Origin of the sequence: Hymenobacter fastidiosus, from assembly GCF_039539565.1 — a bacterium.
GTDB lineage: Bacteria > Bacteroidota > Bacteroidia > Cytophagales > Hymenobacteraceae > Hymenobacter > Hymenobacter fastidiosus.
In genome coordinates this window covers 59973-82045 of the sequence record NZ_BAABDJ010000039.1, presented here as the reverse complement: position 1 = coordinate 82045, position 22073 = coordinate 59973, and the positions used below count along the sequence as shown (strand labels likewise).

The following is a 22073-nucleotide window of genomic DNA, read 5'->3' as shown; positions in this document are numbered from 1 at the left end:
TTTCGGCGAGAACATCGTGGTCGGCTTTGCCCGGCTGGCCGGTCGCAGCATCGGCATCGTGGGCAACCAGCCGGCCGTTTTGGCCGGCGTGCTCGACATTAATGCCAGCACCAAGGCCGCCCGGTTCGTGCGGTTCTGCGACTCGTTCAACATTCCGCTGCTGGTACTCGAAGACGTGCCCGGCTTCCTGCCCGGCACCGACCAGGAATGGCGTGGCATCATCACCAACGGCGCCAAGCTGCTCTACGCCTTCTGCGAAGCCACCGTGCCGCGCATCACCGTCATCACCCGCAAAGCCTACGGCGGAGCCTACGACGTGATGAACAGTAAGCATATCGGAGCTGATATGAACTATGCCTGGCCGACCGCCGAAATTGCGGTGATGGGCGCCAAGGGCGCGGCCGAAATCATCTTCAAGCGCGAAATTGCCGCCGCCGAAGACCCCGAAGCCAAGCTGGCGGAAAAGGTAGAGGAATACCAGCAGAAATTCGCTACCCCCTACCGCGCCGCCCACCGCGGCTTCGTAGACGAGGTGATTCTGCCCTCGCAGACCCGGCAAAAGCTGATTAAGGCATTTAAGATGCTGGAAAACAAAGTAGACGTGCTGCCCCGCAAGAAGCACGGCAACATTCCGCTGTAACATACCGGTTGCAGTCATGGCATTCTCCCCGACCCTCCATGTTTTCCCCGCCGCTATTCTGATTGCAGTCGGACTACTGGTAGTGCTGCTGGCCCGCTTGGTGCGGGGGGGCAATATGAAACTCCTGGCGGGCTATGCTGCCGACCGCGTTACCGATAAACCCGGACTGGCCGCCTGGAGCGGGAACAACCTGCTGCTTCTGGGTGGCCTGCAGTTAGCGGCTGGTCTGGTAAGTCTGAGCAATATCTTCTTGGGCATCCTTGTCTTCTTTCTGGCAACTCTGATTTTAGTGGGGCGTATCGTTCTGGGCAGTCGCCGGTTTCAGCGCTAACCACCTTATTTTACATCTCCTACTCATCGACTTTTATGCGCGCCGAATCTTTCGACTTCCTACAGAAATACCTCAACAACCCTTCGCCGACTGGCTTTGAGAAGGAAGGCCAGAAATTGTGGCTCGACTACCTCAGACCGTATATCGACGAGTATTTCGTGGATACCTACGGCACGGTGGTAGGCGTGATTAACCCGGAGGCCAAGTATAAGGTAGTCATCGAAGCCCACGCCGACGAAATCAGCTATTTCGTCAACTACATCACCAAGGAAGGCTACCTGTATCTGCGGCGCAATGGCGGCTCCGATGCGTTGGTGGCTCCTTCCAAGCGGGTGAATATTCACACCGCGAAAGGCGTGGTAAAGGCGGTATTCGGCTGGCCGGCTATCCACGTGCGCAAAGTGGAGCTGGATAAAGCGCCAACGATTGAAACCATCTATCTGGACTGCGGCGCGGCTTCGAAGGAGGAAGTGGAGGAAATGGGCATCCACGTGGGCTCCGTCGTCACCTTTGAGGACGAGTTCATGGTGCTCAACGAGAAGTTCTACGTGGGCCGGGCACTGGACAACCGCATCGGCGGCTTCATGATTGCCGAGGTAGCGCGCATGCTGAAGGAAAATGGCCAGACGCTGCCCTTCGGCCTCTACATCGTAAATGCCGTGCAGGAGGAAATTGGCCTGCGCGGGGCCGAGATGATTGCCCACCGCATCAACCCCGACGTGGCCATCATTACCGACGTCACCCACGACAGCCAGTCGCCGATGTACGAGAAGAAGACAGCCGGTGATATTGCCTGCGGCAAAGGCCCGGTTATCACCTACGGTCCGGCGGTGCAGAACAACCTGCGCGACCTGATTATCGACACGGCCCAGGCCACGGCAATTCCCTTCCAGCGTGCCGCCGCCACCCGCGCCACCGGCACCGACACCGACGCGTTTGCCTACTCGGGCTCCGGCGTAGCTGCCGCCCTGATTTCGCTGCCCCTCAAATACATGCACACCACCGTCGAAACCGTGCACCGCGACGACGTGGACAACGTAACCAAGCTGATCTACGAAACGCTGCTCCGCATCGAAGACGGCCACGATTTCCGGTATTTTTCCTGAACCACGGATTTTTCGGATTCGACGGATTAGGCGGATTTTGTGGACGATTAGCGTACGAACTGAAACGGCTGCTCCTGGTGGGCGGCCGTTTCAGTTCGCAGCAGTCTTTCCTGATCTATAATTCTGGGGCACCTGATCTATAATCCTGAAGCAGTAGTTTATCTTCAATTTTGACTAACAGGAGTTTTCAGGTCTCCGCCTCACGTTCACAAAATCCGTGCAATCCGCTAAATCCGAAAAATCCGTGGTCCCGCTAACTGTTACCGACCAGATGGGCCGGCGCGTGGCGGTACCGTATCCGCCTCGGCGCATTGTGTCGCTGGTGCCTTCGCAGACCGAATTGCTATTTGATCTGGGGCTGGGCGACCGGGTGGTGGGCGTCACCAAATTCTGCATTCATCCGGCAGCCGCGCGGGAAAAAGCGGCGGTTATCGGTGGCACCAAGAACTTCGACTTCGCTAAAATCGACGCGCTACGGCCGGACCTGATTCTGGGCAATAAGGAGGAAAACTACCGGGAAGGTATCGAGCAGCTGGCCGTGAAATACCCGGTCTGGCTCAGCGACATTGCCACGCTCGACGATGCGCTGCGCATGATCCGGCAGGTGGGCATGGTGGCGGGGACACCCGAACGCGCCAGGCAAATGGCCGACGATATTGCCGCCTCGTTCGCCGAGTTACCGGTGACAGCACCGCCGCATACCGCGGCTTACTTCATCTGGCGCAAGCCCTACATGGTGGCCGCCGCCGGCACTTTCATTGACGAGCTGTTGCAGCGGGCTGGTTTCGCCAATGCCTTTGCCGGCCAAGCTCGCTACCCGGAAGTCACGGCTGAACAACTGGCTGCGGCCGCGCCGGCCACCATTTTTCTTTCGTCGGAGCCCTATCCTTTCGGAGCCAGACACTTGGCCGAGTTTCAGGCCAGCTGCCCCAACGCCTCCGTCCAGATTGTAGACGGGGAGCTGTTCAGCTGGTACGGTAGCCGTTTGCAGTATTCAGCCGCTTACCTCAAATCACTGATTCCCGCTGATTAAATCACGGATTCAACAGATTTTAAATCAGACCTTTGGACGTAGCTGGGAACCTGTTTAGGGTTTCGGTTTTTTCGTCGTTTGTCATCCTTCATCTCGCGTACGCTTGCGAAGGACCTTCTCATGACTGCTCATTTTGGCCTAATTCCAAGTGGTACGGACGTGATAAGGTCCTTCGCTCCGCTCAGGATGACAGCTTTTTCGAAACCCTAAACAGCCTCGGAGTAAAAAATCAGCGCCCTAATCAGCGAAAATCTGTGCTAAAGCCGGCCCGCTCCAGCTCTTTCCAGAACCGGGGGTAGGATTTGCGCACTACGTCCGGGGCCTGCACCGTGAGCGGGCCGCGCAGAGCCAGCGGCGCAAACGCCATGGCCATGCGGTGGTCGTGGTAGGTTTCAATCTGCTGGCCGCTTACCTGAAACGCGGCGGACTTCACCACGAATCGCTCCTCCCCTTCTTCCTCCATCCTGGCGCCAAATTTAGCCAGCTCGGTTTGCAGAGCCAGAATCCGGTCGGTTTCCTTGATGCGCAGGCTTTCCAGGCCGGTCATGGCCACGGGTACCCCCAGCGCGGCAGCTACCACGGCTACGGTTTGGGCCAGGTCGGGGCAGTCGGAGAAATCCTGCTCTACGGAAGCAGCTGGGGCTTTCTGGGTGAGCTGCACGCCATCGGGGAAAAACTCGGTAGCCACCCCCAACTGGTCCATAATGCCCACAATGGCTTGGTCGCCCTGCCAGGAATGCTCGCGCAGGCCGGGCAGGATAATAGTGGAGCCCGCCGGCGCCAGCGCCACCATAGCGTACCAGTAGCTGGCCGCCGACCAGTCGGACTCGATGGTATAATCGGCGGGCTGGTAAGCAACCGGGCGTACCTCCAGCACCTCCCCCAGGTCGCGGCAGGTGGCCCCGAAGTGCTGCATCAGGCTTTGCGTCATGCGGATGTAGGGACGCGAGCCGACTTTGCCGGTCAGCCACAGGCGCAGACCCGCGGGCAGCATCGGCCCGATCATCAGCAGCGCCGAAATATACTGGCTGCTGATGTCGCCGCGCACGGTCAGCTCGGCGGGCTCTTCGGCGTCCAGCGCCGGGTTCCAGCCTTTTAGCTGCAGCGGCGGATAGCCCGCTTCGCCCGAGTATTCAATCTGAGCACCCAGCTGACGCAGGGCATCAACCAGCACACCAATCGGCCGCTGATACATGCGGGCCGTACCCACCAGCTTGGCCTGTTTGCCAGTGATGACGAGGTAAGCCGTTAGAAAGCGCATCACGGTGCCGGCGTCTTCGGCGTCGAACACCTCTGCCTGCTGATTGGCCAGCAGACGCTGCATCAGTTGGGTGTCGTTGGCGTCGGAAAGATTTTCCAGCGTACCGCCCCCGGCCAAAGCCTGGATGATGAGGGCGCGGTTGCTTTCACTTTTGGAAGCCGGCAGTTGGGCAATACCCCGGAGCGGGGTCCCGGGCCAGCGTAGGTGCAGGAAGGAGGCAGAAGAACTGATAAGCGTGGGATTAAGCAATGAACAATGAGCAATGAACAACTATGAGTATGAGAAGTCGTCGCACGGCATTACTCATTGCTCATTGATAACTGATGTTACGCAGCCCTATGTAGCGCCTCACCCCCCCAGCCCCCTCTCCGAAAAGGAGAGGGGGTGCCAATCGTCCGCTACTGGCGGATAAACAGCTTTTTAATTGTCCGTCTCCCCCTCTCCTTTTCGGAGAGGGGGCCGGGGGGTGAGGCGCTGCGTAACATCAGTTGATAACTGTTCAGTGACTAAAGGCGGTGATAATACCGGAGCGAGTCGGCCAGCTCCGTCAGCGTCACGGGCTGGTCGTAGATGGCCTGGCCGATACCCTGGAGCAGGGTGCAGTTGATGGTACGGCCGCTGTTTTTCTTGTCCTGCAAGGCCAGCTCGGCAATAGCTTCCGTTTCCATCGTGACAAACTGAATTTTGTCGTAAATCGAAAACAGGAAGGTTTCGATGCGGTCCAGCTCCGGTTGGCTTAACAGACCGCGCTGGTGCGACAGCCAGCTTTCGCACAGCATGCCGGCGGCCACGGCCTCGCCGTGCAGGATTTCGCGGCCGGGCTGAGCCAACAGGTAGCTTTCCAGGGCGTGGCCCACGGTATGGCCGAAGTTGAGCACCTTGCGCAGTCCGCTTTCCCAGGGGTCGGCCGCCACGATGCGCTGCTTGGTAGCCACGGATTCGCGGATAACCGGCGTCCAGTCGTCCACAAACAGCCCCTGATGGCGCTGCTCGTCGAAGGCCGCGGCGTCGGCAATCAGCCAGTGCTTCACGATTTCGGCGTAGCCGGATTTAAGCTGGCGCGGGTCGAGGGTAGTCAGGAACTGCGGATCAATAAATACGCCTACCGGCTCCTGAAACACGCCCAGCTGGTTTTTAAACCCCATGAAGTCGACGCCGGTTTTGCCGCCTACGCTGGCATCGACCTGGGCCAGCAGCGTGGTGGGCACCTGCACGAACCGTAGCCCGCGCTTGTATACCGCCGCGCAGAAGCCCCCCAGATCGGTTACCACGCCCCCACCCAGATTCACGACCACCGTGAACCTATCGGCGTGCTTTTCGGTGAGATGACACCACACGGTGTCGCAGGTAGCCAGGGTTTTATACTCCTCGCCGGCCGGAATTTCGAGCAGCTGGTGGGTTGCGGGCAGGTAAGGCTTCAGCAACGGGTAGCACAGCCGGGCGGTATTGGCGTCAGCCACCACCAGCACCTGGCTCACGGCGGGCTGACGCAGCAGGTCGGCCAGCACGGTCAGGCTTTCCGCCCCGATCGACAATTTGGTCTCAGACATAAGCAAACGTAAGGCAAAAACAGAACAAGCGTTCAGGACCACCCCGGGCTTAAGCCGGGCCCTGCATAATCTCGGTCTGCTTACGGATGCTTTCCAGGTGGATCAGCTTGTAGAGCTCCGCCACAAATTTCTGATTGATCTGGAGCTTACCGGCCCACTCCTGCCGCGACGCGAAAATCTCGTTCCAGCGGTCCAGCTGCAATATTTTAACGTCGTTTTCCTTCTTGTAACCCGCCAGCTCTTCTATCAGTGCCATGCGGCGGGCCAGCGCTTCCAGGATTTCGCGGTCGGCCACGTCCATCTTCTGGCGCAGCTCCTCGGCCTTGCTCAGGTAGTCGGCATCGTCGCAGGAGCGGCGGCGGTACTTCAGCTCACTCAGGATTTCAGCCAGCCGCTGGGGCGTCACCTGCTGCTCGGCGTCGCTCAGGGCGTGGTCGGGGTCGGGGTGGGTTTCGATCATGAGCCCGTCGTAGTCCAGGTCAAGGGCTTTCTGGGCAATGGGCAGCAGCAGGTCGCGGCGGCCCCCGATGTGGCTGGGGTCGCAGATGAGCGGAATGTGCGGGAAGCGCGTTTTGAACTCGATGGCCAGCTGCCACGTGGGCGCGTTGCGGTAGCGGGAGGGGGCGAAGGTGCTAAAGCCGCGGTGAATGGCGGCCAGATCGTGAATCCGGGCCCGCTCCAGCCGCTCCAGGGCGCCGGCCCACAGCGCCACGTCGGGGTTCACGGGGTTTTTCACCATCACCGGCACGTCGGTGCCGGCCAGCGCGTCGGCCAGCTCCTGCACCGCGAATGGATTCACGGTAGTGCGGGCTCCAATCCAAAGCACATCGACGCCGTGGGCCAGTGCTTCTTCCACGTGGCGCGGGGTGGCCACTTCCACCGCCACGGGCAAGCCCACTTCGGTACGCACCCGCCGCAGCCATTCCAGGCCCACCGTACCCACGCCCTCGAAGGAGCCGGGCCGGGTGCGGGGCTTCCAGATACCGGCCCGGAACAGATCGATGTTCCCCAGCGCTTTCAGGCTATGCGCCGTGGCCAGCACCTGTTCTTCGGTTTCGGCGCTGCATGGCCCGGCAATGAGCATCGGCTGGCCTTTAGCGGCCAACAACCGGGTGAAAAAAGTATCGGTGGTCATGGGAATTTCCATGCGGAAAGTAGCAGAAAAAGAGAAAACAGTGAAGCCTGACCAGAAGTCCGGCTGGTGGTTGGCCGGCCAGGGCCCGAAAGCGTGCCGGTAGAGTAACTCTCCCGGACAAAACGATGTTTAACCTTTATCTTCGTCCCTCCAAACAGCCGCCCAAAGCTACCCACCCGTATGGCATTAACCCAAGCTTCGCCCATTTCCTTCAACGACACTGCCGTTGCCTTCGCTTCCAAATCGGATAACGAGCTGCGCCAGATGTACGCCTTATTCGCCGCTATGAATAATAGCGGCCTGGTGAAGCTTGGCGGCGGGATGATGAAAGCAGCGCTGAAATGGCACCTGCCGGTGAAGTTTCTAATCAAGAAAACCATCTTCGAGCAGTTCTGCGGGGGCGAAACCATTCGGGAGTGTCTGCCTGTGATTGAGGAACTGGGGCGCTACAACATTGGCACCATCCTCGACTATTCGGTGGAAGGGGAGGGCAGTGAGCAAAGCTTCGACCACACCCGCGATGAAATCCTGGCCACCATCGATATGGCCCACCGCTCGACCCACATTCCCTTCTCCGTCTTCAAAGTGACCGGCGTGGCCAACGGTACTCTGCTGGAAAAAGTGCAGGCCGGCAAAACACTGACGGCCGCCGAGCAAACCAGCTATGACCGGGCCCGGGCCCGGGTGGAAGCCATCTGTGCCCGCGCCCATCAGTATGGCGTGCGGGTGTTTGTCGACGCCGAGGAAAGCTGGTTCCAGGAAACCATCGACAACCTGGCCTACGAGATGATGGCCAAATACAACCAGGAGGCCGCTATCGTCTGGAACACTTACCAGCTGTACCGCCACGACCGTCTGGATGCCATCAAGGATGCTTACGAGGCGGCGGGGAAAGGCCAGTATTTCCTGGGAGGCAAGCTGGTACGCGGGGCCTACATGGAAAAGGAAGCCCGCACCGCCACCCAACGCGGGTACCAGAACCCCATCAACCCAACCAAGGAGGCTACTGACCAACTCTATAATGAGGCGTTGCGCTACTGCGTGGCCCACGCCGACCGTATCAGCCTCTGCGCCGGCACCCACAACGAAGACAGCTCCCTGCTGCTCACCGAGCTGATGCAGGAATATCACCTGCGCCCCGGCGACCCCCGCATCTGGTTTGCCCAGCTTTTTGGGATGAGCGACAACCTGAGCTACAACCTGGCCAACGCGGGCTACAACACGGCTAAATACGTGCCCTACGGCCCGGTGGAAGCGGTAATGCCTTACCTGTTGCGGCGGGCCGACGAGAATACCGCCATTTCCGGGCAGAGCAGCCGGGAGTTTCTGCTCATCCAGAAAGAAATGACCCGTCGCAAAGCCCGGAAGTAGATTTTACCGCCTCGGCACAGTTTTAGCAGGCCGTGGGCCCGCTGGTTCGGAACTGGAATCCGGACCAGCGGTTTTTTTTTACTACTTTCCGCTTTCATTCCCCCCTCCGCCTGCTCAATGAACGGACGAGTCCGCAACCACCTGATCCGCTTTGCCCGCCATCAGGTCGGTACTACCAGCTATTTGAACCTAGTCCAGGAAGCCGAACTAGGCTTCAATCTGGAAATCTCCCACGAAAAGTCCCGTCTCAACGAACTGCTGGCGGAGCTGTCGGAAAATGAGTTTCGGGCTGGTCGTCCTATTCTCAGTTGCCTTGTGAAGGTAGAAGGCTCCAAAGGTCAGGGCGACAACTTTTATAAGCTCTGCGAGCGGCTGGGCCTGGGTGAATGGCGCACCCTAAAGCAGGATCCCGAATTTTTGAAAACCTTACGGCGGGAATGCCGGGCTTTCTGGCAGGATGAGCAGAACTATCAGCAGTTTGCCTACCGCAGCCTGGCCTAAGGGTATCGGAATTTTGGTTGAATAGCGGAGTCAACAATCCTATCGGGTAACCGAATTCTTGTAACCTCCCATCTGAAGGACACGTTAAGGACCTCGAAGCTGAAGCACTACGATTGACTTCGTTGCCTGCTTCAAGGCTTTCCCTAACTTTCCTTTCCACTCAACCAATCCTCCTACCTATGAACACCAACGATCCGAACAACCCACAAAACACCGGTACTGGCGCAGGTTCTAACTACGGTACTACCAACACCGGTACTGGCATGGGTAACAGCTCCAGCTCCAGCAACGAAGGCACCAGCTACAATGCCGGCACTGGGGTCAATAAGGACGGTGACGACTTCAGCGCTACGGCTAAAGGTGCCGCTATGGCTGGCACCGCTGGTGCAGTAGTAGGCCGCGGGGTTGATGCCGTGCAGAATGCTGCGGATGAAACCGCGCACGCCGCAACCGGCGACCAATACCAGAACAAGTCCGGCTCAGGCATGCTGACCAGCTCGTTCCGGGACCGGAAGAGCGCTGAAACTGCTTATCAGTCGCTTTCTTCGCGTGGCTACGGCAAAGACGACGTCAATCTGTTGATGTCGGACGAAACCCGCAAAACCCATTTCGGTGACGATACTCCCGACACGGACCTTGGTGACAAAGCCATGGAAGGTGCTGGCGTAGGTTCGGCCATTGGCGGTACGGCTGGTGCTATCATTGGCGCCATTGCGGCCATCGGTACTTCGGTAGCCCTGCCCGGCCTGGGCCTGATCATTGCCGGTCCTATCGCCGCCGCCCTGGCTGGTGCCGGTGCCGGGGGCCTGACGGGTGGTCTGGTAGGCGCTTTGGTAGGCTCGGGGATTCCGGAAGAGCACGCTGCTGAGTATGAGCACGACGTGAAGAACGGCGGCATCGTAATGGGCGTTAAGCCCCGCAACGACGAAGATGCCAAATACTTTGAAGAGGAGTTCCGTCGCAGCAACGGCGACCGGGTACGCCGCTACTAGTAGCGTCGGGCTTCAACTAGCTTAGAAATGGCCTTCCCAATCCTGGGAAGGCCATTTTGCTGTTGTGGCTTAGTGATTTTTACAGGTAAGCTCCTGCGGCTGCCAGCATTTTACTACTTATAGAAGTTTCGCGGGAATATAGATCTGTCATTAGCGGACATGGTGCAACCATGGGTTATTTTGTTGCGCCTTATAGCAACAGAAGAGCTGGCTCCGGCACTTATTTGATCCTTCCCGGCGTTTCCTGTAAAACCGTTGGCTCCGGTAGCGCGTAGCCTGAGAGTGGGTTTTGCGTACATTTGATTTTCCTCCATTTCACTCCGATTCCATGTCTTCTCCCCGCCTGAAAATAGGCCTGTATGCCTCATTGGTGTTGGTAGTATTCGTACTGGCATCTTATAAACTGTATCGGCGCAACGACAGCAGTGGCTCGCCGCAGAAAGATGAAGTACTCATCAAAGCCATGCTTCAGGGCTTGAGCGCCGCGCATTATCAGCCCGAGAAAATTGATGATAACTTCTCCAAGCGGGTGTTTGACCTCAGCCTGAAACGCCTCGATTACAACAAGAAGTTTCTACTGCAGTCCGACATCGTCCAGCTTCGTAAGTATCAGACTGATATTGATGATGAAGTGAAACGCGGTACGCACGAGTTTCTGGATCTGAGCTCGAAGCTTATGCTGCAGCGTACGGATGACGTGCAGGCCATGTACCGCGATATTCTGGCTAAGCCTTTTGATTTTTCCACGCAGGAGACATTTGAAACCGAGCCCGACAAAATGGTATTTGCCGCTAATGCAGCTGCTCAGCGCGAAGAGTGGCGCAAATATTTGAAGTATCAAACGCTCATCCGCGTGTCAGAATTGATGGATGAGCAGGCGAAGAAGAAAGACAAGCCCTTGGCCTCGATCTCAGCCAAGCCATCGCCGGCCGTTATTACGGCTCCCACCCGCACCCCGGCTGAGATGGAAGCGGAGGCGCGTAAGCGGGTGCTGAAGTATTTCGATGATCAGTTCAAAGACCTGAAGCAAACCGACGCGAACGAGCGGCTGGCAACTTATGCCAACGTGATAGCGAATACCTACGATCCACACACGGAGTACTTTGCGCCCCGCGATAAAGAGGCGTTCGATCAGGGCATGACTGGTCGTTTTGAAGGTATCGGAGCCACCCTGCAGGAAAAGGATGGCCAGATCAAAGTGGCGGATATTGTGCCCGGCAGTGCCTCGTACCGCCAGGGTGAGCTGAAAGCCGGCGATATTATTCTGCGCGTGGCCCAGGCTGCTGACGAGCCGGTTTCAGTTGAGGGCTGGCGTCTGGATAAGGCCATTGTGCTGATCCGCGGCAAGAAGGGCACTGAGGTACGCCTGACCGTAAAGAAGCCCGACGGTAGCACCAAGGTAATTCCTATCGTCCGCGACGTCGTGGTAATTGAGGAGACCTACGCTAAGTCGGCAGTGGTAAATGAAGGTGGTAAGAAAATCGGCTACCTCCGCCTACCCGTGTTCTACGCTGACTTTAACGACAACGGAGGCCGCAGTTCAGCCGATGATGTGAGGAAGGAACTGGAAAAGCTTACCAGGGAAAACGTCCAGGGAATAATATTTGATCTGCGTTTCAACGGCGGAGGATCTTTGCAGGATGCGGTAGATATGACCGGCCTGTTTGTCGATAGCGGTCCGGTAGTGCAGGTTCGTTCGGGCCAGGGGGCCCCTAGTATTCTTAACGACCGGGATCCACGGGTACAGTATTCGGGTCCGCTGGTCGTGCTGGTGAACAAGTACAGTGCCTCGGCTTCTGAAATTCTGGCAGCAGCTATTCAGGACTATAAGCGCGGCGTTATCATGGGCTCAGCCAGCACGTATGGCAAAGGCACCGTCCAGCGCATTGTTGATCTGGATGATATGCTGGGCGACTTTAACGCCCTGAAGCCCTTCGGGTCGCTGAAGCTTACCACGCAGAAGTTCTACCGTATCAACGGGGGCTCGACGCAGTTCAAAGGCGTGGTACCGGATATCGTATTGCCGGATGCTTACAGCTACCTCGACCAGGGCGAAAAGGAATCTGACTACCCATTAAAGTGGGACGAAATTACACCGGCTCGCTACCGCGCCTGGAACAATGCCCCAGCCTACGTTAAGCTGCGTACCGCCAGCCAGGCCCGGGTGGCCAGCAACCCCAGCTTCAAGCTGATGAATGAAATGGTGCAGCGGATGCGCAAACGCAAGGACGAGACCCTGGTATCCTTAAATCTGCCCAAGTTCCGTGCCGAGCAGGAACAGGCTAAAGCGGAGTCGGCTAAGTATGAGGCCGTCCAGAAAGTGGCTACGCCGCTTGATATTGCTCCGCTCATGGCTGATATCCGTCAGTTGGGCTCGGATACGGTACAGGTAAACCGCGCTTCCCGCTTCACCAAAGGGCTCAAAAAAGATATCACGCTCCACGAAGCCGTTTCGGTTATCACCGACCAGATGTAAGTTTAAGCTTCTCGTAAGAAGCTATTCCAAAGCCCTTGCGCCAGATCGGTGCAAGGGCTTTTTGCTGAGGATTATTCCCGCCCAATTAAATTAGCAAACAGGCGCAATTATCTGCCGTCAATTCCTTGCGGCAAGCAAACTTCAAATACCTCTTATTCAATCGTTTATACACTACATAACCCGGCGAATATTTTTAGTAAACATGCAACTCAAATTAGCACCCTGCTGTTTACTTAGCATGACAACGACAACTGAGAATACCATCTTCCCGCTCGTGACAGACGAGCAGAAGCAAGCCGAGGAAACGTGGCGCAAATCCATTCCCGCCCAGGTTTTTCTCAACTACTTTTTTGCCATCAACTACCACATTCAGGAGAACGACGATGCTACCGGTGGCTTGCAGCACCTGCCCTTCTTCCGCGCCCACCGGGCGGAGCTGACCGACACCGATGTGCAGGCCATTACCAAGTTGCTGCACTCGTGCTGGAGTACTGAGTATGCCCTCCGGGCTACGGCCGAGCTGGGCGACGAGGAATACCTGCGCAATGCCCTGCACTGGACCTTCCCGCAGGCGTACCATACTATCCTGTCGGGGCTGCAGGGCTTTCTGTACACCACGGGCGTGCGGTCGAACAACCCGTCGCTGGTGCGCCGCGAAGTTGGCCGCTTAGTGGTGCGCAACGCGTACCCGCGGCCGGTATCGTTCTACGCGGCCGGCGCGCACGGCGACTTCAGCATTCACCGCCTGCCGCTGGCTGGTTATAAGCCGGGGTTGCACATCGCCGGCCAGGAGATTGAAGCTCAGGCCCAGATCGGCCAGTTTCTGCGCACCACGCGCAAGATGAAAGCCCAGTGGACCCGCCAGCAGGTGCAGGCTAATCCAAATACCGCTCTGCGCAGCCAGAAAACCGGCAAGGTGCTGGACAAGTGGACGGCCTCGCACTGGCAGCAGATTACCTGGCGCCTCGGCTACACCACTATTTTTGACCTGCTGGGCCGGTTGCGTATCTCGCAGACCAGCCGCGAGATTGAGCGCTACGTGGAAGCGGAAATTGACTTCAGGCTTTTTCACCAGTCGCTGCTCAACATTGTAAGCTACCTGAATGGTATCCACGAAACCTACATTGCCAAGGCGGTTGGCCTGGAACGCTACCAGCAGATGGTGAATGAGTTGCCCAAACACCTGCAGCACACCTTCGTGGCGGAGCGGCTGCGCACCCGCGTGGAGCCCCAGCTGACGGGCCAGGAACCCACGCAGCCGATGAGCATTGCCGCCTAACTTGGGCCGAAGCCTTTTTTAACGCACTACTCCCTATAGACCTAAGCGCCGCTCCCTGGGAGCGGCGCTTTTTGGGTTTTTAAGGAGTGGGTAGTTTAACACTGCCTGAATCAGCCTATTTTTGCAGCCTGACTTTTACGGCCCGTGCGGCCTCTTTCTAAGACCCTTCCCATGCAGCACCTCAGCGAACAGGAGCAAATACGTCGTAACAAGCTTGATGAGCTTCGCAAGCTGGGCATCGACCCCTACCCGTCCGAGCTGTACGACGTGACCTTCTACGCCCAGGAAATCCAGGACAACTATCATCCGGAGCTGAATAACTTCCAGGAAGTAACCCTGGCCGGCCGCCTGATGTCGGTGCGGGTGATGGGCAAAGCCTCGTTTGCCGAGCTGATGGATTCCTCCGGCCGCATTCAACTGTATGTGAACCGCGACGAAATCTGCCCCGGCGAGGACAAGACGCTCTATAATGCGGTATTCAAAAAGCTGCTCGACCTCGGCGACTTTATCGGGGTGAAAGGGCACGTCTTCAAAACGCAGGTGGGCGAAACCTCGATTCACGTAAAGCAGCTGACGCTGTTGAGCAAAGCCCTGCACCCACTGCCCGTGGTGCGCGAGGCCGTGGACGAAGCCACCGGCGAAAAGAAAACCTACGATGCCTTCACTGATCCGGAAGCCCGCTACCGCCAGCGCTACGTAGACCTGGTGGTGAACCCGCACGTGCGCGAAACCTTCGTGAAGCGCACGCAGCTGGTGCAGGCCATGCGCAACTACCTCAACGACAAAGGATACCTGGAGGTAGAAACCCCGATTCTGCAGCCGCTGTACGGGGGTGCCGCCGCCCGGCCGTTTACCACCCACCACAACACGCTGGACATGACGCTCTACCTGCGCATTGCCAACGAGCTGTACCTGAAGCGCCTGATCGTAGGCGGCTTCGATGGCGTGTACGAGTTCTCGAAAGACTTCCGCAACGAAGGAATGTCGCGGTTCCACAACCCCGAGTTCACCCAGATGGAGCTCTACGTGGCCTACAAGGACTACTACTGGATGATGGACCTGGTGGAAGAAATGGTGGAACGCGTAGCTATGGCTCTGCACGGTCAGACCGAGGTGCAGGTCGGCAACAACGTTATCAACTTCCAGCGCCCCTGGAAGCGCTACACCATGGCCGAGTCGATCCAGCACTTCACCGGCGTGGATATTTCGGAGCTCGACGAAGCCGGCCTGCGTGAGGCCGCCAGGCAGCTGCACGTAGGCCTGGACCCAAGCATGGGCAAAGCCAAAATCATTGACGAAATCTTCGGGGAGCACGTGGAGCCCAAGCTGATTCAGCCCACGTTTATCACCGATTACCCGGTAGAAATGTCGCCGCTGGCCAAGAAGCACCGCTCGAAGCCCGGGCTGGTAGAGCGGTTTGAGGCCATCTGCAACGGCAAGGAAATCTGCAACGCCTTCTCCGAGCTGAATGATCCTATCGACCAGCGGCAGCGCTTCGAAGACCAGCTGGAGCTGGGCAAGCGCGGCGACACCGAAGCCATGGTGCTCGACGAGGACTTCCTGCGCGCCCTGGAGTACGGCATGCCGCCGACGGCCGGGCTGGGTATCGGCATCGACCGACTCAGCATGATTATGACCAACTCCAACTCGATCCAGGATGTGCTGTTCTTCCCGCAGATGAAGCCGGAATTCACCAAATCGGAGAATGCGCCGAAGCCCGAAGCGTAGTTCCGGGTAGTTCTAAAATCGAAAAGCCTCCCACGCAAGTCGTGAGAGGCTTTTCTTTTATACAACCCGCTTACCCTTCCGATTAGGGTTCGTTAAAGAAACGTGCGATGGACGAGTCTGATTTTACTAAAGAGACGAAAAAAACCTGTCTGAATTAGAAGCTCCTACTGTCGGCAATTTTACTTCAACGGTTTCTCCAGATCTTCTTTCAAGCGCGTTGTAGAAGGCTTAACGACAACGCACTGATAAGGTTACGCTACCGTTAAAAATAGTTACAGCGAGCGGCCGTAGCCCGCGCTGTGCCGGGCATCGCCCCCCATGCCATCGTAATCCGAATCGTTGTCGTCCCGGTCTACGCTGGCGGTGCGCTCAGCCTCTGGTCCGGTGCTCATTGAAGAAAGCAAATCATCGGCGGCGCTGCGGTCCTGCTGATCCGCATCGTCGGAGCTGGTGCTCTTCAGAGCATTAAGCTTAGCCAGATTGTCCGTAAGCAGCTTGCTCAGGTCGCCGCCCCACCTGGAAGCCGATTTTCTAAGGCCTGCCCGCGTTTCGTCCCCGGTTTCGGGGGCCAGCAGCAGCCCGGCCACGATGCCCGCGGTGGCACCTACCAGTAAGGACAGAATTACTTTACCGTTCGTGTCTTTCATAAGAGTAAGGGCAGAATGAAAAGGGAGCAGAACTACCAACAACGCGTCGGCTCCCCAATCTAACGCTTTCCTGGATTGAATGTTCCTACGCAAAAGCGGCCTCTTTCCGTCGGAAAGAGGCCGCTTTTCGCCTACGCTAGCCTAATGGCCTACAGGTCGTTCAGCATTTTAACAACTTCGCTTTTGGCCTTGCCCAGCTTGGTCTGCAGACGGCCTACCAGCTCGTCGCCTTTGCCTTCGGTATACTCCAGATCTTCGTCGGTGAGCTGAGCATATTGCTGCTTCAGCTTGCCTTTGCCCTGGTTCCAGTCGCCCTTCATGCTCAGGCCGCTGCCAGCCCCGGTCAGGCCCATATCTTCGAGCTTGGTCATGTAGCCTTTGAATTTCGAATCCAGCTCTTCGCCATATTTCGACAGCTGCTCGCCGAGGGTGCCGCTGTATTTAGTAGCAGCGTTTTTCAGACTTTCGCGGGTAGCGGTGCCTTTGTCAGGAGCCATCAGCATCCCGGCAATGATACCAGCGCCAGCGCCAGCAAGAACAGCGAGAAGGATTTTACCAGAGTTGTCTTCTTCGTGATAGGACATGGTGTTGAGGAGAGAAGGGTGAATGATAACAGGTTGAGGTAAGACGTAACCCAAAAAAAGTGGGCGGTTGCGGCAAATAACGGAGCCGGAGCTCGGCGGCCAGCCCCCAGTCTGCCTGCCTATACGAAGCGAGGCGGCCGGGGTTATGGGAGCAAGCTAAAAAATAGTTGAAATAAGATATGCAGTAGGAGGCCCTAAATTGTGGTTGCTACCTTTAAGCCGTTTGTCTCCTCTCCCTTTTGCCCACTTATGCCCGGATCTGCTTTTTCAGCCTTGCTGTGGCTGCTGCTGCTCCCAGCCTGCACCGCCCCGAAAGCTACGCCGGGTACTGCCGCCTGCATCGACGCGAGCAAAATCCGTAAGGATGCCATGTGTACTATGCAATACGCCCCGGTGTGCGGCTGCGACGGCAAAACCTACGGCAATGCCTGCGCCGCGACCAATGCCGGCGTCACGGCGTACACCGGGGGGGAATGCCCCAACTCTCCAACCAACTAACCTTTCCTGAATCATGTCCGAAAAACGTTATTTCCGCCAGCAGAATCCCTTTCGCGTTCCGACCACCGATGGCAAGCTCATTGAGGAGCACATTGGCTGGGCCAGCACCCAAACCGACCAATACAGTGTGGCGCACATGGTGGCCCCACCGCATTGGAGCGAACCCCATCAGAACCCGGAATTCGACGAAATCACCATCGTGGTACGGGGCCGCAAGCGGTTTGAAGTCGATGGCGAAATCGTTGAGGCAGGAGCCGGCGAGTCGCTGCTGATCAAAGCCGGGGCGCGGGTGCGCTACTCCAATCCATTCGATGAAGCAGTGGAGTACTGGTCGATTTGCGTCCCCGCCTTTACCATGGATAGCGTAAACCGCGAGGACGACGCGGCTTAGCCGACAAGCCATCCGGTAGTAGCTGAGAAGCTGTTTGAGTTAGCCTTTAAAGTGCTCCGAACGATGGAGAGACGCCTAGTTGCGTCTCGTCGTTGAACGATACCGGAACAGCGGCGCCGGTGACAAGACGCAACTAGGCGTCTCTCCATCGTTCGGACGACTCCAGAAACTAACTCCAACAGCTACTAAGCTTGCTAATTCATCCGTAGCGTCGTTTCCGGCTCCCCGGATGTATCCTTAAACGGCGGTTCTGTTCCTGAACCTGCGCCCGCTTTAGCTGCTGCTTATGAATCTGCTGTATCTGGTCTTTGGCTCCAACATCAAGAACCACTTCCAGGCGAACTTCTCTATTCTCTCCTTTCTGGAGCACCGTGCCGGGCTTACCAGCATCACCATCGTGACGGATGCCCCGGCCTTCTACCGCCATCTGGCCGGGTATGTCACGGTGCTGCCGGTAGACGAAAAAACCCTGCAGGAATGGAAGGGAGAGTGGAATTTCTTCTGGCGTATCAAAATAAAGGCGCTGGAACACGTGGCGCGGCGGTTTCCCGAAACGCCCATTCTGTACCTGGACTCCGATACATTTCTGCACGGCTCCTTCCCGGCCCTGCACGAAACGCTGCGCGGGGGCACCGCCCTTATGCACGAGCCCGAAGGCCGGCTCTCGGCGCTCGGCAGCAAAACCGAGAAGCTGATGTGGAGCCAGACCCAGGGCCGCAGCTACGGCGGGGTGCCGCTCACGGAGCACCATGTGATGTGGAACGCGGGCGTGGTGGGTATTCCGGCCCGGCGCGGCCTGGCGGCTATTCAGCTGGCGCTGCGCATTTGTGATGAGCTGAGTCAGCAGCAGGTGACGCCACGACTGATCGAGCAGTTTGCGCTGTCGGTGGCCCTGGCCGAAACGTTCGGCCTGCAGGCTGCCCGCCCGCAGATCGGGCACTACTGGAGCAACAAGGACGAGTGGAACGACCACCTGGCCGCCTTTTCCCTGGAGTCGCACCTCACGCAGCGCACCGTGGAGCAGGAGGTAGCCGCCCTGGCCCGGTTCGATTTCAACGCTATTCCGATCAAGAAAAAAATTAAAAACACCCGCCACCGGCTTGAAAAGCTGGTACGGCAGCTTTTCCCCCCCAAGGAAGTGGTGTACATCAGTGGTACGGCCCCGACCGGAACCGGAAACTAACCCCCTTGCCCGGCGCGCCTTAACCCTAAATCCGCCAGTCGGGCTTGCCCCGTTATCCCTTTCCAGGCTTTCCTCCTCCAGCCCCGCCCCATGGACCAGCGCATCATCAGCCTCTTCGACGAGTACACCCACCAGCCGCTTTCCCGCAAGGAGTTTATTGCCCGGCTGGTAAAGCTGACGGGCGGCCTGGCTTTGGCTATGACGGCACTATCGGTGCTGGAGCCCGGCTATGCCCGGGCCGCTACCGTGGTGGAGCACGACGATGACCTGGTGACGGAGGAAGTAACCTGGCCCGGGGCCGGCCTCACGATGAAGGGCTACCTGGCCCACCCCAAAGGCCGCAAGAAGCGCGGAGCGGTGGTAGTGATTCACGAAAACCGCGGGCTGACGCCCCACATCAAAGACGTGACGCGCCGGGTGGCCCAGGCGGGCTACCTGGCCCTGGGCGTCGATGCCCTTGCGGGCGCGGGGGGCACACCGGCTAATGAGGATACGGGGCGGGAGCTGATCGGCAAGCTGGACCCGGTTCAGAACCGCAGCAATTACCTGACGGCCCTCACCTACCTGCGGCAGCGGAAGGACTGCAACGGCCGCACGGGCTGCGTGGGCTTCTGCTGGGGCGGGGCCCTGGCCAACCAGCTGGCCATCCACGACCCGCAGCTCGACGCGGCCGTGGCCTATTATGGCACCCAGCCCAAAGCCGAAGACGTATCCCAGATCAAATCGGCCCTGCTGCTGCACTACGGTGGCCTCGACACCCGGGTGAATGCCGGAATTCCGGCCTATGAAGCGGCCCTGAAAGCGACCGGCAAGCCCTACGAGCTGTACGTGTACGAAGGAGCCAACCACGCTTTCAACAATGACACTTCCCCGGCCCGCTATAATGCCGAAATAGCGAAACTGGCCTGGAAACGTACGTTGCGGCTATTCAAAGACGAGCTGAAGTAAGTATGGCCAGAGCTATGACTGCTACGCTTTTACTCTTGCTTTTGGCTTCGCCCCTGCTGTGGCTGGCCAGCCTGTTCCTGCTCCGTCAATGGTGTCATTTTCGGCTTTTCTTTGCGAGCAATTTGCTAATTCTGGCAGCCTATCTACTGCTGATTGCGTGGTTTCCATTTGGTCACGATGAGTACGGCCTAGGGAGGTTATTCTACAGCGCGTACGCCTTGATAGCCCACGTTGTGCTCGGCTTTGGTTTCGCTGTGGTCCTACGCTGGCAGCAGAAAAATGCTTTCTAACCCTTCGCTGAGATCCGCCGCTTAGCCCCGGATCGGCAGCTTAATCAGAAACTCGGTGAAGTCGTCGGTGGAGGATTCCAGCGTGAGGGTACCAGCGTGTCCTTTGGTGATGATGTCGTAGCTCAACGCTAAACCCAGACTGCCCCCTTCGCTAAGGGCCGGAGCCGTAAAAACGCGCTGAAAAATGGTGGCGCGGGCTTCTTCCGCAATGCCCAGCCCATTGTTGCCCACCCTGATTTCGATGTGGTGGGCAGCGCGTTTGGTTTGCAGAATCACCTGCGGTACGTAGTCTTCCACGCCCAGCCGTTGCCGCTGCTGCACCGAGTGCATAGCGTTGGCAAACAGACTGACCAAAGCCCGGCCCAGATCCTGGCGCACCACCTCTACTACCCCCACGGCAGGATCGAGCCGGGGCAGCAGGGCCGCGTTGAAATTCCGATTTTTAGCGCGCAGGTCGTGGTAAGTAAGGCGCAGATAATCTTCGGCCAGCGTGTTCAGGTCGGTAGGCTGGCGGGGGCCGGGACGGGCGCTGGAATATTCCAGCATTCCCTGCACAATGGAATCAGCCCGTTGGCTGTGCTGCCCGATTTTGGCCTGGTATTGACTCAGGTTGCGCAGCATCTCATCCATCAGCTCCAGGTCGTCGACGGTAAAAACTCCTTTAGCCAGCTCTTCGCCCAGCTCCCGGCACAACCCAATGCTGATACCCGCCAGGTCTTTAATGGCGTGGGCCGGCATCTGAATTTCGTGCGCTACCCCGGCCATCAATTCCCCCAGGGAAGCCATTTTCTCGCGCAGCACCAGCTGGTTTTGCGTGGCCTTCAGCTCCAGCAGAGTGCGGGCCAGGTTGTCGCGCTGGGTGGTCAGCTCCTCTTTCTGCCGCGTAATCTGCTCATTCAGCGTACGGAGGCTGATATTAGCCCAGTGCTTCTGGTGGTTGTTGCGCCACAAGAGCAGGGCCACGACAATCAGCACGCCCAGGCCCGCCAGCAGGGAATACAGCCGCACCCGGACGAGGTACTGCTGCTGCTCTTCTTCCAGCTGCCGCAGCCGCTGCTGCTCCGCAAAGCCGATGGCATCCAGCTGCTTGATGCGCTGCGGATTATAGAGGCTATCCTGGGCCGTGAGCATTATGCGCATGTACTTCAGAGCACTGTCGGACTGTTGGCGGGCCTGAAAAGCTTTGTTCAGCAAACTACTGGTTCGCACCACCCCGATTACGAACGGCAGCTGCTGCCCCAGAATCAGTGCCTTGCGGGCATAGTACACGCTCGAATCGGTTTGTTGCCGGGCTTCGTAAAGCTCGGCCATGTACTGATAGGCCCGGCAGGCGCTGCGCAGATCATTTTCAGGCACGGCCGCCTGGGCACTGCGCCGGTAATAATTCAGCGCCTCCTTGGTATGCTGAAGCGTGGCCTGCAACAAACCCAGCTCCCGCAGTACGTACGGGGCCGGATTACCCCAGGCGCTCTGGTGTACTGTGCGCGACCGGGTAGTCAGGGCCCAGGCCCGGTTCAGGAAATAGGCGGCCGAATCGAGTTGACCCAGTCCCTCGTAGGCTGCTCCCAGATTAGTCAGCACGCTGATCAGCTGCGAATCGTCGGCAACCTGATGCTGTTCGTAAATATTCTGCGCCCGAAAAAAATAGCCCAGCGCCGGCCGGTAGTCTTCCAGCGCGTGGTAGAGCAGGCCGGTCTGGTTGAGCGTGCGCGCCGTGCCCTCCCAGTCACCACTGGCCTCGTGGAGCTGCAGAGCATTCAGATTGATGCGCAGGGCCTGGGGCAGGTTGCCCCGCTCACTCATCAGGATACCGATGCGCGACAGGCAGCGCCCCTCCCCTTTCGGGTACTTGATGCGCTGGGCCAGATTCAGCCCCCGCCAGGCACAGGCCATTACCGAGTCGAAGCGGGAGTAGCGGTAGGAGGCACTGATATCGGCCAGCAGCAGCACCCGGGTGGTGTCGGCGGTAGCGCGGGCCAGGGCTTGCTCCAGGGCCGCAGTCCGGGGGCTTTGGGCCCGAACTACGGGAGCTGATAACGTAAGAAACAGGAAAATAAAGAACGGACACACTCGCTGCATGCGCGAAAGTAGAGAAGCGCGGGCGGCATCCTGGTATTTCGCGCAACAAT

Annotated in this window: 21 protein-coding genes; 15 read left to right on the top strand and 6 right to left on the bottom strand. The window is 58.2% G+C overall.

Annotation, left to right across the window (positions count from 1 at the left end; genetic code table 11):
- The 4 genes from ABD833_RS18050 to ABD833_RS18035 form a co-directional block, all read left to right on the top strand.
- A partial coding sequence (locus ABD833_RS18050; RefSeq protein WP_345074908.1) for a carboxyl transferase domain-containing protein occupies positions 1-640 on the top strand: 640 nt, incomplete at its 5' end.
- Positions 641-656: 16 nt separating this feature from the next.
- The gene (locus ABD833_RS18045) at positions 657-971 is read left to right on the top strand and encodes a DUF3784 domain-containing protein (RefSeq protein ID WP_345074907.1); all 315 of its coding nucleotides are present in this window, start codon (positions 657-659) and stop codon (positions 969-971) included.
- A 35-nt stretch (positions 972-1006) separates the two neighbouring features.
- On the top strand, positions 1007-2077 hold the full coding sequence (locus tag ABD833_RS18040) for a M42 family metallopeptidase (protein WP_345074906.1): 1071 nt from the start codon (positions 1007-1009) through the stop codon (positions 2075-2077).
- A 244-nt stretch (positions 2078-2321) separates the two neighbouring features.
- Positions 2322-3110, top strand: a complete 789-nt coding sequence (locus tag ABD833_RS18035; RefSeq protein WP_345074905.1) for an ABC transporter substrate-binding protein — start codon at positions 2322-2324, stop codon at positions 3108-3110.
- 241 nt (positions 3111-3351) lie between these two features.
- On the opposite strand, the gene ABD833_RS18030 is transcribed toward ABD833_RS18035, so the two are convergent.
- The 3 genes from ABD833_RS18030 to ABD833_RS18020 form a co-directional block, all read right to left on the bottom strand.
- Entirely contained in the window at positions 3352-4620 is a 1269-nt protein-coding gene (locus tag ABD833_RS18030) for a 3-phosphoshikimate 1-carboxyvinyltransferase (protein ID WP_345074904.1), read from the bottom strand.
- A gap of 257 nt (positions 4621-4877) precedes the next feature.
- Positions 4878-5921: a 3-dehydroquinate synthase gene (aroB, locus tag ABD833_RS18025; RefSeq protein ID WP_345074903.1), complete on the bottom strand. Its 1044-nt coding sequence runs from the start codon at positions 5919-5921 to the stop codon at positions 4878-4880.
- A 49-nt stretch (positions 5922-5970) separates the two neighbouring features.
- On the bottom strand, positions 5971-7068 hold the full coding sequence (locus ABD833_RS18020; RefSeq protein ID WP_345074901.1) for a chorismate mutase: 1098 nt from the start codon (positions 7066-7068) through the stop codon (positions 5971-5973).
- A gap of 168 nt (positions 7069-7236) precedes the next feature.
- Here ABD833_RS18020 and ABD833_RS18015 point away from each other — a divergent pair, with 168 nt between their 5' ends.
- The 6 genes from ABD833_RS18015 to lysS all read left to right on the top strand — a co-directional run bounded on the left by ABD833_RS18015 (position 7237) and on the right by lysS (position 15403).
- Positions 7237-8427 carry a proline dehydrogenase family protein gene (locus ABD833_RS18015; protein WP_345074900.1) on the top strand — a complete coding sequence of 397 codons (1191 nt, stop codon included), beginning with the start codon at positions 7237-7239 and terminating at the stop codon, positions 8425-8427.
- A gap of 117 nt (positions 8428-8544) precedes the next feature.
- Entirely contained in the window at positions 8545-8928 is a 384-nt protein-coding gene (locus ABD833_RS18010; RefSeq protein ID WP_345074899.1) for a hypothetical protein, read from the top strand.
- A gap of 179 nt (positions 8929-9107) precedes the next feature.
- Complete coding sequence (locus ABD833_RS18005; RefSeq protein ID WP_345074897.1) at positions 9108-9920, top strand: hypothetical protein; 813 nt, start codon at positions 9108-9110, stop codon at positions 9918-9920.
- A 328-nt stretch (positions 9921-10248) separates the two neighbouring features.
- A complete protein-coding gene (locus ABD833_RS18000; protein ID WP_345074896.1) occupies positions 10249-12396 on the top strand; it encodes a carboxy terminal-processing peptidase in 2148 nt (715 codons plus the stop codon).
- Positions 12397-12634: 238 nt separating this feature from the next.
- Complete coding sequence (locus tag ABD833_RS17995; protein ID WP_345074895.1) at positions 12635-13675, top strand: hypothetical protein; 1041 nt, start codon at positions 12635-12637, stop codon at positions 13673-13675.
- Between the two features lie 171 nt (positions 13676-13846).
- Entirely contained in the window at positions 13847-15403 is a 1557-nt protein-coding gene (lysS, locus tag ABD833_RS17990) for a lysine--tRNA ligase (RefSeq protein ID WP_345074893.1), read from the top strand.
- 272 nt (positions 15404-15675) lie between these two features.
- Here lysS and ABD833_RS17985 read toward each other — a convergent pair whose 3' ends face one another.
- Both ABD833_RS17985 and ABD833_RS17980 read right to left on the bottom strand, forming a co-directional pair.
- Positions 15676-16050, bottom strand: coding sequence for a YtxH domain-containing protein (locus tag ABD833_RS17985; RefSeq protein WP_345074892.1), 375 nt, complete (start codon positions 16048-16050; stop codon positions 15676-15678).
- 149 nt (positions 16051-16199) lie between these two features.
- The gene (locus ABD833_RS17980) at positions 16200-16634 is read right to left on the bottom strand and encodes a YtxH domain-containing protein (RefSeq protein WP_345074891.1); all 435 of its coding nucleotides are present in this window, start codon (positions 16632-16634) and stop codon (positions 16200-16202) included.
- 249 nt (positions 16635-16883) lie between these two features.
- On the opposite strand from ABD833_RS17980, the gene ABD833_RS17975 reads away from it, so the two are divergent.
- The 5 genes from ABD833_RS17975 to ABD833_RS17955 all read left to right on the top strand — a co-directional run bounded on the left by ABD833_RS17975 (position 16884) and on the right by ABD833_RS17955 (position 19944).
- Entirely contained in the window at positions 16884-17132 is a 249-nt protein-coding gene (locus ABD833_RS17975) for a Kazal-type serine protease inhibitor family protein (protein WP_345074888.1), read from the top strand.
- Positions 17133-17145: 13 nt separating this feature from the next.
- Positions 17146-17523: a cupin domain-containing protein gene (locus ABD833_RS17970; protein ID WP_345074886.1), complete on the top strand. Its 378-nt coding sequence runs from the start codon at positions 17146-17148 to the stop codon at positions 17521-17523.
- Positions 17524-17809: 286 nt separating this feature from the next.
- Positions 17810-18706: a hypothetical protein gene (locus ABD833_RS17965; protein WP_345074885.1), complete on the top strand. Its 897-nt coding sequence runs from the start codon at positions 17810-17812 to the stop codon at positions 18704-18706.
- Positions 18707-18796: 90 nt separating this feature from the next.
- A complete protein-coding gene (locus tag ABD833_RS17960; RefSeq protein WP_345074883.1) occupies positions 18797-19654 on the top strand; it encodes a dienelactone hydrolase family protein in 858 nt (285 codons plus the stop codon).
- Positions 19655-19668: 14 nt separating this feature from the next.
- A complete protein-coding gene (locus ABD833_RS17955; RefSeq protein WP_345074882.1) occupies positions 19669-19944 on the top strand; it encodes a hypothetical protein in 276 nt (91 codons plus the stop codon).
- A gap of 21 nt (positions 19945-19965) precedes the next feature.
- Here ABD833_RS17955 and ABD833_RS17950 read toward each other — a convergent pair whose 3' ends face one another.
- Positions 19966-22023 carry a tetratricopeptide repeat-containing sensor histidine kinase gene (locus tag ABD833_RS17950; RefSeq protein ID WP_345074880.1) on the bottom strand — a complete coding sequence of 686 codons (2058 nt, stop codon included), beginning with the start codon at positions 22021-22023 and terminating at the stop codon, positions 19966-19968.
- Between the last annotated feature and the right edge of the window lie 50 nt (positions 22024-22073).

Bases quoted from the DNA above. Each gene is read 5' to 3' on its own strand.
- ABD833_RS18045 (WP_345074907.1), top strand. From the start codon at position 657: ATGGCATTCTCCCCGACCCTCCATGTTTTCCCCGCCGCTATTCTGATT.
- ABD833_RS18040 (WP_345074906.1), top strand. From the start codon at position 1,007: ATGCGCGCCGAATCTTTCGACTTCCTACAGAAATACCTCAACAACCCT.
- aroB (WP_345074903.1), bottom strand. From the start codon at position 5,921: ATGTCTGAGACCAAATTGTCGATCGGGGCGGAAAGCCTGACCGTGCTG.
- ABD833_RS18020 (WP_345074901.1), bottom strand. From the start codon at position 7,068: ATGGAAATTCCCATGACCACCGATACTTTTTTCACCCGGTTGTTGGCC.
- ABD833_RS18015 (WP_345074900.1), top strand. From the start codon at position 7,237: ATGGCATTAACCCAAGCTTCGCCCATTTCCTTCAACGACACTGCCGTT.
- ABD833_RS18010 (WP_345074899.1), top strand. From the start codon at position 8,545: ATGAACGGACGAGTCCGCAACCACCTGATCCGCTTTGCCCGCCATCAG.
- ABD833_RS18005 (WP_345074897.1), top strand. From the start codon at position 9,108: ATGAACACCAACGATCCGAACAACCCACAAAACACCGGTACTGGCGCA.
- ABD833_RS18000 (WP_345074896.1), top strand. From the start codon at position 10,249: ATGTCTTCTCCCCGCCTGAAAATAGGCCTGTATGCCTCATTGGTGTTG.
- ABD833_RS17995 (WP_345074895.1), top strand. From the start codon at position 12,635: ATGACAACGACAACTGAGAATACCATCTTCCCGCTCGTGACAGACGAG.
- lysS (WP_345074893.1), top strand. From the start codon at position 13,847: ATGCAGCACCTCAGCGAACAGGAGCAAATACGTCGTAACAAGCTTGAT.
- ABD833_RS17985 (WP_345074892.1), bottom strand. From the start codon at position 16,050: ATGAAAGACACGAACGGTAAAGTAATTCTGTCCTTACTGGTAGGTGCC.
- ABD833_RS17980 (WP_345074891.1), bottom strand. From the start codon at position 16,634: ATGTCCTATCACGAAGAAGACAACTCTGGTAAAATCCTTCTCGCTGTT.
- ABD833_RS17975 (WP_345074888.1), top strand. From the start codon at position 16,884: ATGCCCGGATCTGCTTTTTCAGCCTTGCTGTGGCTGCTGCTGCTCCCA.
- ABD833_RS17970 (WP_345074886.1), top strand. From the start codon at position 17,146: ATGTCCGAAAAACGTTATTTCCGCCAGCAGAATCCCTTTCGCGTTCCG.
- ABD833_RS17965 (WP_345074885.1), top strand. From the start codon at position 17,810: ATGAATCTGCTGTATCTGGTCTTTGGCTCCAACATCAAGAACCACTTC.
- ABD833_RS17960 (WP_345074883.1), top strand. From the start codon at position 18,797: ATGGACCAGCGCATCATCAGCCTCTTCGACGAGTACACCCACCAGCCG.
- ABD833_RS17955 (WP_345074882.1), top strand. From the start codon at position 19,669: ATGACTGCTACGCTTTTACTCTTGCTTTTGGCTTCGCCCCTGCTGTGG.
- ABD833_RS17950 (WP_345074880.1), bottom strand. From the start codon at position 22,023: ATGCAGCGAGTGTGTCCGTTCTTTATTTTCCTGTTTCTTACGTTATCA.